The organism is Psychrobacter sp. AOP31-B2-9 (assembly GCF_052378005.1).
GTDB lineage: Bacteria > Pseudomonadota > Gammaproteobacteria > Pseudomonadales > Moraxellaceae > Psychrobacter.
The window spans coordinates 1-6,800 of the sequence record NZ_JBQSXG010000150.1 but is presented as its reverse complement, the minus strand read 5'-3'; the positions used below and the strand labels follow the sequence as shown (position 1 = coordinate 6,800).

5 protein-coding genes are annotated in these 6,800 nt (G+C 40.4%); 3 read left to right on the top strand and 2 right to left on the bottom strand.

The annotated features are described in order from the left end of the window. Positions 1-72 precede the first annotated feature (72 nt). Together ACT3SX_RS12945 and ACT3SX_RS12940 are read left to right on the top strand one after the other, a co-directional pair. Positions 73-1,569 carry a M16 family metallopeptidase gene (locus ACT3SX_RS12945; protein ID WP_192520684.1) on the top strand — a complete coding sequence of 499 codons (1,497 nt, stop codon included), beginning with the start codon at positions 73-75 and terminating at the stop codon, positions 1,567-1,569. A 60-nt stretch (positions 1,570-1,629) separates the two neighbouring features. Next, positions 1,630-3,186, top strand: a complete 1,557-nt coding sequence (locus ACT3SX_RS12940; protein WP_192520685.1) for a M16 family metallopeptidase — start codon at positions 1,630-1,632, stop codon at positions 3,184-3,186. A 140-nt stretch (positions 3,187-3,326) separates the two neighbouring features. Here ACT3SX_RS12940 and ACT3SX_RS12935 read toward each other — a convergent pair whose 3' ends face one another. Together ACT3SX_RS12935 and ACT3SX_RS12930 are read right to left on the bottom strand one after the other, a co-directional pair. Further along, on the bottom strand, positions 3,327-3,893 hold the full coding sequence (locus tag ACT3SX_RS12935; RefSeq protein ID WP_192520686.1) for a hypothetical protein: 567 nt from the start codon (positions 3,891-3,893) through the stop codon (positions 3,327-3,329). Positions 3,894-4,291: 398 nt separating this feature from the next. Continuing rightward, positions 4,292-5,212 (bottom strand): D-Ala-D-Ala carboxypeptidase family metallohydrolase, encoded by a 921-nt coding sequence (locus ACT3SX_RS12930; RefSeq protein WP_442062151.1) that lies wholly within the window; start codon positions 5,210-5,212, stop codon positions 4,292-4,294. Between the two features lie 239 nt (positions 5,213-5,451). On the opposite strand from ACT3SX_RS12930, the gene rodA reads away from it, so the two are divergent. After that, the gene (rodA, locus tag ACT3SX_RS12925; RefSeq protein ID WP_442070046.1) at positions 5,452-6,594 is read left to right on the top strand and encodes a rod shape-determining protein RodA; all 1,143 of its coding nucleotides are present in this window, start codon (positions 5,452-5,454) and stop codon (positions 6,592-6,594) included. The last annotated feature ends 206 nt before the right edge of the window (positions 6,595-6,800 follow it).

Sequence of the window (6,800 nt, the reverse complement as noted above, 5' to 3'; positions counted from 1 at the left end):
AGTTGATATACTCACTCATTGGTTGATATACCTTTCATTTACCAGTTGCCATTTATATAAGTAGAACTCAACATGACACAACCTTTACCATCGTCTGCATTCCTACCTAAAACTTCATTACGTATTGCCTGCGCTCTAGCAATGCTAGCTACTCTTGCAGCTTGCCAAACTAACACCATTGATTCGCATCCCTTATCGACTGTTCAGAATCCATCAACCCAAAGCACCGTGGCGCAAGAAAAAACGTCCAATGATGCTCAGCAGTCAGCATTGGCCATAGACATGTCAGGTCGACATGAATACCAATTAGAAAACGGCCTAAAGGTAGTGGTAAAAGAAGATCATCGCGCACCAGTGGTGATGACGCAGATATGGTACAAAGTAGGCTCAACAGATGAACCTGCCAACAAAGGCGGTATCTCGCACCTACTTGAACATATGATGTTTAAAGGTACAACTGATGTATCAAGTGATGACTATGAACGCTTGATTGCTAAATTTGGCGGTGTCAATAATGCGTTTACCAGCTACGATTATACTGGTTATTACGAGCTGTTCCCTGCAAATCGATTCCCTTTAGCGCTTGAGTTAGAAGCCGATCGTATGAAAAACCTATTGTTCAATGATAAAGAGTTTGCCAAAGAACACCAAGTCGTCATGGAAGAACGCCGTCAGCGTACCGATGACAATCCACTCGCAAAAGCGTATGAGTCATTCCGATTGCTCGCATTGCCCGATAGCCCGAAAGGTGAGTCTGTTATCGGCCCCATGAAGGAGATTGAATCAATCACCCTACCAGAATTAAAGGCATGGTATCAAAAGTGGTACGTGCCAAACAATGCAACCTTAGTCATCGTAGGTGATGTTGAGCCAGAAGAAGTCTTGACGCAAGTCAAACGCTATTTCAGTGAGCTAACCCCAAGTAATTTACCGGAACGCCCTAGCATTAGTCAAAAAGGATTCCGTGGCTATCAGCAAGTTGACTCTGAACAAGCCGTACAAGTACCTGTGTTATTGATGGGCTATAACGTACCAAGCCTTGTTACCGCTGGAGCAAGTAACGAAAAACAAGCGTATGCGCTTTCACTGGCTCAGGACGTATTAGATGGTGGACTATCAGCGCGTCTTGAGAGTCGACTCATACGTGAACAAGGTCTACTAACCACGGTTGGCACTTCTTATGACTTGCTAGATCGAGGCGATGGACTTTTCTTAATTCAAGCAACACCGCGTGAAGGCGTTAGCCTAGAACAAGCGCAGCAGGCCATCATCGCTGAGATAGAAAAACTAAAAACTGATCCCATAGCCGCCGACGAAATTAGCCGTGCCAAAACCAATACGGTGACCGGATTGGTCTATGCACAAGATAGTATGGAAGGTCAGGCTCGTATGATTGGCTCCTTACAGTCTATCGGTCTAGATGACAGGTTACTTGCCGAACTACCAACCAAGCTCGATAGCGTATCAATCGCTGATATACAAGCGGCCAGTAAAAAATATTTAGTAAAAGACAATTTGACGGTGATGCATATCATTCCACCTCAAGACCAAGATGATACAAAGAAATAATGCTGAGATGTGAATGTTTAGCCCAATCATACAGATTTTATTATAAATAAGAAGAAAACCATGAATAAGAATAATGACTTGTCGCACATAAGCAAAAAGCCTTTAAATAGTCAATCAACAAGCAACGCATCAACGCTTATAAAACGAGGATGTCTTAGCGCTACTATATTGTTAAGTTTGACAACATTAACAATGACAGCGCAAGCAGATTCAGCAGCTGTTGAAGAATACCATGGCTCCGCCTCAGTCGATACCAGCGCACCTATTGCTGCGTTATCAAAACTAACCAGCTTAGATAATACCAACGATTTAACCGTTACTGTACCTACGATTCAACAATTCAAAACCAAATCAGGTGTACCAGTACGCTTTGTACAAACAACCACCTTACCAATTGTTGATATTGATTTGCGCTTTAACGCTGGTAGTGCCCGTGACAACAGCATCCAGCGAGATGGTTTTGGTATTGCTAACATGACAGCGACCATGCTGACGCAAGGCTCTAAAAGCTTAGATGAAAATCAATTTACCCAAGCCGTTGAAACACTCGGTATTAATTTAAACAGCAGTGCTTACAAGGATATGTTTATCGTCTCGCTACGCAGTTTATCTGACGATAAACACTTGCTACCTGCTATTGATTTAATGACTCAAATGCTCAGCGAACCTGCCTTTGATGATGCTATTTTGGCACGTAACAAAGCCCGATTATTGGTTGGATTACAACAACAAAAACAAGATCCCAACAGCCTTGCTAGCATTGCTTTTAACAAGGCATTATATGGCAAGCATCCTTATGCCCATCAATCAGCTGGCACGCTTGAAAGCGTACCCAACATCAGTAAACAACAGCTGATAGACTTTAAAAACCGCTATCTAGTCGCGGCTAACGCCTCGCTTGCTATGACGGGCAATTTGACATTAGTACAAGCAAAGCAACTTGCTGAAAACATTACCGCTAATCTACCAACAGGTCAGATGGCCACAGAGCTACCTGAACCAAAGCCTATAAATCAAGCCAAGCATATTCACATTCCATTCCCAAGCACCCAAACCACTGTACTCATGGGACAATTGGGAAGTAAACGCGCGACCAATCCAAAAGATCAACAGCAGCAAACCAATTTTGCTGTCGGTAACGAGGTAATGGCTGGCGGGGATTTTAATGCACGGCTGATGACTGAAATTAGACAAAATCTTGGCTACACATACGGTATATCAGGATCTATGAATCCAATGCTCGCAAAAGGTCCCTATCAAATCGGATTTTCGACCCGTAATGATAAAGCTCGTGCTGCCATTGATGCCAGTTTAGAAGTTATTAATGATACTTTAGATGAAGGTATTACTAGTAGCGAAATGCAGCTGACAACAGATAGTCTTAAGAATAGTTTCCCAATGGGGTTTGCAAGTAATGCGGGAATTAATGGACTACTTGGTATGATGAATTTTTATCAGTTACAAGATAACTATCTGACTAATTACGTCAACCGTATTGATCAAGTAAAACTATCAGAGGTCAATCAAACAATGCGCGATACACTAAAGCCTGATGATTTTTTAATTGTCACCGTTGGACAAGATGACCCTTGGAAAGATGACAAGACTAAAAAATAACCCTGTAAAGGTAAAGAGCGATACCAATTGGCATCGCTCTTTACCTTTATTACGCTTAATCGCTACTGCTCTGAATTCTAGCTGTTCTTAGCTTTTTGTGCTAAAAACACTCTCGGCTAGAAAGTAAAAATTGACACACATCAATCGGAAACAGTTACCGCAACGTCATAAACAAGATTTTCGGGCTTATAGGTTGCACCATCGTAAGCCAATCGAATCACATGTTTGTCATAAGACTCTACTTGATAATCACCGTTAGCAAAATTGTGCAATGTTGGTACGATTAATAACGTTTCGATTTGACGGTCATTTACTTTAACTGAAATTTTTTGTCCATCTTGTGGATACAAGAAATAATCACAATAGTCACTTGTCATTACTTCTGCAGTACGCTTAATAACCTGACTATCAACCCCTTTCTGTATTAACTTTGGACAAACATCAGGACGTTCCGAAGCCAGTCTGGCATAAGAATTCTTGATACTTTCTTTAACATTTTCCGCTTCCTGTATATTACTATCGAGGGTGATAGTAGATTGTGCCTCTATCGGAGGTAAATCCTCAGAAGCTTTATCTATATTACAGGCCGTTATTAAAAAAAGAGCTGAACCAAATACAACCATATAGCTGATATTGAACTGAGCAAAGACCTTTTTGGAAGCATTAAAGCGATTTTTTTTCATCGGTACTGACTGCCAGTGTTTCATAAATACTACTTGTAATAGATTTTTTATAAAATAAAATTTAACTCAGATTCAAAAGTTCACATTACAATCAACCACTTACTTATCTAAAAAAATTAAATATGGTTCTTTTATCTTATAAAATAAATGATATAAATATAAATAATAGCTCATTATAGTATGGATATAATTTCTCAATACAAGTATAACTTCTGAAAATTTATGACTTATGCGTTTAATGCCAATAAATTTAGGTCAGTTAGAGCTAACTAAGTGACCTAAATTTATATCCAATTGACTACAAAACCCCGAGTCTCACTGCCAACTCTATGCCATACGCGACAATGACTGATGGTGTTTAGAGCCGTCTCAAATTTATAAAGACCTAAGTTAATAGCAACTTAAGTTAGTAATGGCTTAGGTTAGTAACGACAAGAAGAACTACTGCTCGCATGATGAAACCCCCATTTACGATAACCATCAGTATCTAGATGGATGGCTCCCGTCGCATATAAACCTAAACCAAAATTATGGGCTGCTCCTTGATATTGCCAAAACTGGCATAGACCATCTTGCATTGTACTCAGCTGCCATAAATTACTTTCATATTCTGGCACCCAAATATCCATGGCACTGGCATTCATATGCTTACTACTATCAGCCCCACCCGCACAGTCATTAAGACCAGGACTACGATATACAGAGCGTATCTCACTACTTGCTGGCAATATACCTTGTTTTTTCAACTCACTATATAGACGCAATGTGGGTACAATATTTGGCCATAACTCTTTCGGTGGTAGTTGATAAGGCTCATAGCCACACTTCTTCCAACTACGTGCGGTCGTCAATAACTGAGATAGTGGTGGTACGTTTTTTGCGCCCACTTGTGAGATGAGATAACGCTGATACTCTGCCACTTGTTTGGCACGATAACTGTTATTGTTTAACCATACGTTAAAGTCCATACTAATCACATCATGATCACCATGGTTATGAGCCGTGTTAGAATCAGGCACACTCCGAGCGATATTCACACTTTTATTCTCTTCAATAGATAGACGAGCCTGCAAATTAAAGTCACGCTGTTTTTGGGCAATCAAACCCTGCATACTATCGCGATTAATCGCATTTTTTTCACTCGTGACACGAGAACTATCATCTAAAACATTTTCAGAAGGCTGAACATAAATATTGCTACCACCTTGACGTACTTGAATACGACGTTCACTATTATCACTGATAATATCGGCATGAGCAGGAATACTACTAGCATACAAAACCAGTAGTGCAATCACAGGCTTGTGAACCTGCCTGTTACGAGGGAGTTTTTTATTATTCATTGCAGGAAGCTACCGCTAAAAACGTTTTATCGATACTATCAAATTTTCAGTAAGCAGGCTAAACTATCGCCTCTAATTAGAGGCCTGATATTTGTAATTAACACTTATCCTTATAAGTTTTATAATTATGTAACTTTATTGCTTAGGTGTTACTTTGTTCGCAATATTTCATTAGGGCGTATTAAAAATATTTTAGATAAAACTTTCCTCTTACACCAATTACCAGACTCACTTTGCCTATGTCTTCTAATCCGCAGTATCGTTTTTCACGCCAAAGCCATCATTTAGGCCAAGGCCATGCACCGACGTTATGGCAACGTATTCATATCGATCCGTGGTTAACCCTGCTTTTATTGACTGTCTGCTGTATTGGTTTGACTATTTTATATAGTGCTGCAGGCCAAGATGTTAGTATGGTTATACGCCAAATGGTCAGCTATGCTGTCGCATTTACTGTCATGTTTACCATGGCGCAAATACCACCTAGTATCTATCGTACCTTTACACCCATATTTTACGTACTTGGACTCATCTTATTGGTGTTGGTTGATGTCATCGGTGAAGTACGTATGGGCGCTCAGCGCTGGATCAATTTACCAGGATTTGGTAGTGTGCAACCTTCAGAGTTTATGAAGCTTGGCATGCCAATGATGTGTGCTTGGTTTTTATCCAAACGTGATCTCCCACCATCTACTTCTAGCATCGCTATAACATTGGGATTAATTATTGTTCCTGTCTTATTGATTGCTAAAGAGCCCGATCTAGGTACCTCGCTATTAGTGGCAGCCAGCGGTATTTTTGTACTGTTTTTGGCGGGTCTGTCTTGGCGCCTGATTTCGGCAGCTGCCGTTCTAGCCATTCCTCTTATCGCCTTTGCCTGGAACTTTCTATTACATGATTATCAACGTACACGCGTACTCACGCTACTAAACCCTGAGGCCGATGTACAGGGTGCTGGTTGGAATATCATTCAATCAAAAACAGCAATCGGGGCTGGTGGTCTCACTGGTAAAGGCTATTTAGAAGGTACACAATCACATCTACACTTTTTGCCAGAAGGTCATACTGACTTTATTATTGCCGCCTTTTCTGAGGAGTTTGGCTTACTAGGTGTTTTGTTATTGATGTTTATTTATTCCTGCTTACTAATGCGCGCATTATATATCGCCTCTACCCACCCTGATACCTATAGCAGATTATTGGCAGGGGCAATCGCTATGTCGTTCTTTGTCTATATATTTGTGAATGTCGGTATGGTTGGTGGTATTTTACCAGTCGTTGGTGTTCCATTGCCCTTTATTAGCTATGGTGGTACAGCTGTCGTGACATTGATGGCGGGCTTTGGCCTACTCATGTCCATCCATACCCATAAATCAGGTTAACGTCAGTTTATTAATCATACAAATAGGATGTGGCGTAGACAATACATTTCCTACAAGATGATGGTCGTAACAAGATAAATGATAAGCAAAAAAATAGTACAGACCACATTAAGATATCAGCAAGTTGCTTGACAAAATTTGTCCATTTTCAATACCTTCATGTTTGATGCCTAAACTGAAGATGCGCTCTAAATTATATAAACTTA